This is a genomic window from Arthrobacter agilis (genome assembly GCF_002953615.1).
Classification (GTDB): domain Bacteria; phylum Actinomycetota; class Actinomycetes; order Actinomycetales; family Micrococcaceae; genus Arthrobacter_D; species Arthrobacter_D agilis_B.
In genome coordinates this window covers 3,475,901-3,477,922 of record NZ_CP024915.1, presented here as the reverse complement: position 1 = coordinate 3,477,922, position 2,022 = coordinate 3,475,901, and the positions used below count along the sequence as shown (strand labels likewise).

The 2,022-nt window shown below is 72.0% G+C and carries 2 protein-coding genes; both read left to right on the top strand.

Features of this window, described 5'->3' with window-relative positions; all coding sequences use genetic code 11:
* Positions 1–3: 3 nt before the first annotated feature.
* Positions 4–1,227, top strand: coding sequence for a M20 metallopeptidase family protein (locus tag CVO76_RS17150; RefSeq protein WP_208741894.1), 1,224 nt, complete (start codon positions 4–6; stop codon positions 1,225–1,227).
* A gap of 22 nt (positions 1,228–1,249) precedes the next feature.
* Positions 1,250–2,022: tRNA (guanosine(46)-N7)-methyltransferase TrmB (trmB, locus tag CVO76_RS17145; RefSeq protein WP_208740253.1), on the top strand; the 773-nt coding region annotated here is incomplete at its 3' end.

Genomic DNA, 2,022 nt, shown 5'->3' with positions numbered 1-2,022 from the left:
CGCATGCGCCGCGCCGTTCTGCTCGAGGATGCCCGTGCCCTCGCCGGTGACCTCACCGACCTGCGCCACCGCCTCCACCGCGAACCCGAGCTGGGCCTCCACCTGCCGCGCACCCAGGAGAAGGTGCTCGCCGCCCTGGACGGCCTGCCCTACGAGGTGACGCTCGGGACGGACACGACGTCGGTCACCGCGGTGCTCCGCGGCGGAGCGGCGCAGGGCGACGACGCCCCGGTGGTCCTCCTCCGCGGCGACATGGACGCGCTGCCCGTCCAGGAGGCGACCGGCGTCGCGTACAGCTCCCGGGTGGAGGGCGTCATGCACGCGTGCGGCCACGACCTCCACACGGCGATGCTCGCGGGAGCGGCGACGCTCCTCGCCGAGCGTCGCTCCGAGCTGCCCGGGGATGTCGTCCTCATGTTCCAGCCCGGCGAGGAGGGCCACGACGGGGCGGGCGTCATGATCCGGGAGGGCGTCCTCGACGCGGCGGGCAGGCGCCCGGACGCGGCGTACGGGGTGCACGTGACGTCCTCCCTGATACCGGCCGGGATGCTGATGAGCCGCAGCGGACCGCTGATGTCGGCGTCGGACGGACTGATGGTGACGGTGCGCGGGGCGGGTGGGCACGGTTCCGCCCCGCACTCCGCGAAGGATCCGGTGACCGTCGCGGCGGAGATCGTGACCCAGCTGCAGGTTCTGATCACGCGGCAGTTCGACATGTTCGATCCCGTGGTGCTGTCCGTCGGCGTGCTGCACGCGGGCACGCAGCGCAACATCATCCCGGAGACCGCGCGGATCGAGGCGACCATCAGGACCTTCTCGCCGGCGAACCGGGACAGGATGGCGGACGCCGCTCCGAGGCTGGTCCGGCACATCGCCGCCGCCCACGGGCTCGAGGCGGACATCGAGTACCTCCACGAGTATCCCGTCACCGTCACGGACCCCGACGAGACGGCACACGCCGCGGCGCAGGTCGGGGAGTTGCTGGGCCTCGACCGGTACGTCACCATGCCGCAGCCGATGAGCGGCTCGGAGGACTTCTCGCGGATCCTCGAGGCGGTGCCGGGCAGCTTCGTGTTCCTCTCGGCAGTTCCCCCCGGCGCGGATCCGGTGACCGCGCCGTTCAACCACTCCCCCTACGCCGTCTTCGACGACGGCGTCCTGGCCGACGGCGCCGCCCTCTATGCGCAGCTCGCGATCTCGCGCCTCCGCCGGGCGACGGCGGGCTGATGTCCGGCCGGTAGCCTAGAAGATGATGGAGCCACGAGAACAGACCCCCGACCAGCCGCACCGCTCCCAGCCGGTGTCCTTCGTCCGACGGGGCTCGCGCCTTCAGGGCAGGCGCCGCGAGGCCTGGGACGAGCTCGCCGAGGCCTTCCTCATCGACGTGCCCCGCGTGGAGAACGCCGACACGTCGGTGGCACCCGGCTTCGTGCTCGACGTCGAAGCGGCCTTCGGCCGGACGGCGCCCCTCGTCGTCGAGGTGGGATCGGGCCTGGGAGAGGCCATCACCCACGCCGCGGAGCTCGATCCCGACCGCGACTACCTCGCCCTCGAGGTCTACCGTCCGGGACTGGCCCAGACCATGCTGCGGATCAGCCAGAAGGACCTGACGAACGTCCGGACCGCCCAGGTCAATGCCGCGGAGGCCTTCGCCGGGATGATCCCGGCGTCGTCCGTCGCCGAGCTGTGGACCTTCTTCCCGGACCCCTGGCACAAGGCCCGTCACCACAAGCGCCGCCTGGTCAAGGAGGACTACGTGGAACTCGCCGCACGCGTCATCGAGCCCGGCGGCATCTTCCGCCTCGCCACCGACTGGTCCAGCTACGCCGTGCAGATGCGCGCCGTCCTGGACGCGAGCGGGCATTTCGAGAACCTGCACGACGGCGAACGCTCCGGCGCCGGGAGCCCGCTGACCCAGGTGTGGCAGAGCGGGGTGGAATCCGTGGTGGGTGGTGCGCCGGTCCGGGAGGGCCGCGACCCGGTGAGCACCGGCAACACCGGCGTCAACGAGGGGACCGACGA

Coding starts and splice junctions, on each gene's coding strand:
- CVO76_RS17150 (WP_208741894.1), top strand. CDS start 4: ATGCGCCGCGCCGTTCTGCTCGAGGATGCCCGTGCCCTCGCCGGTGAC.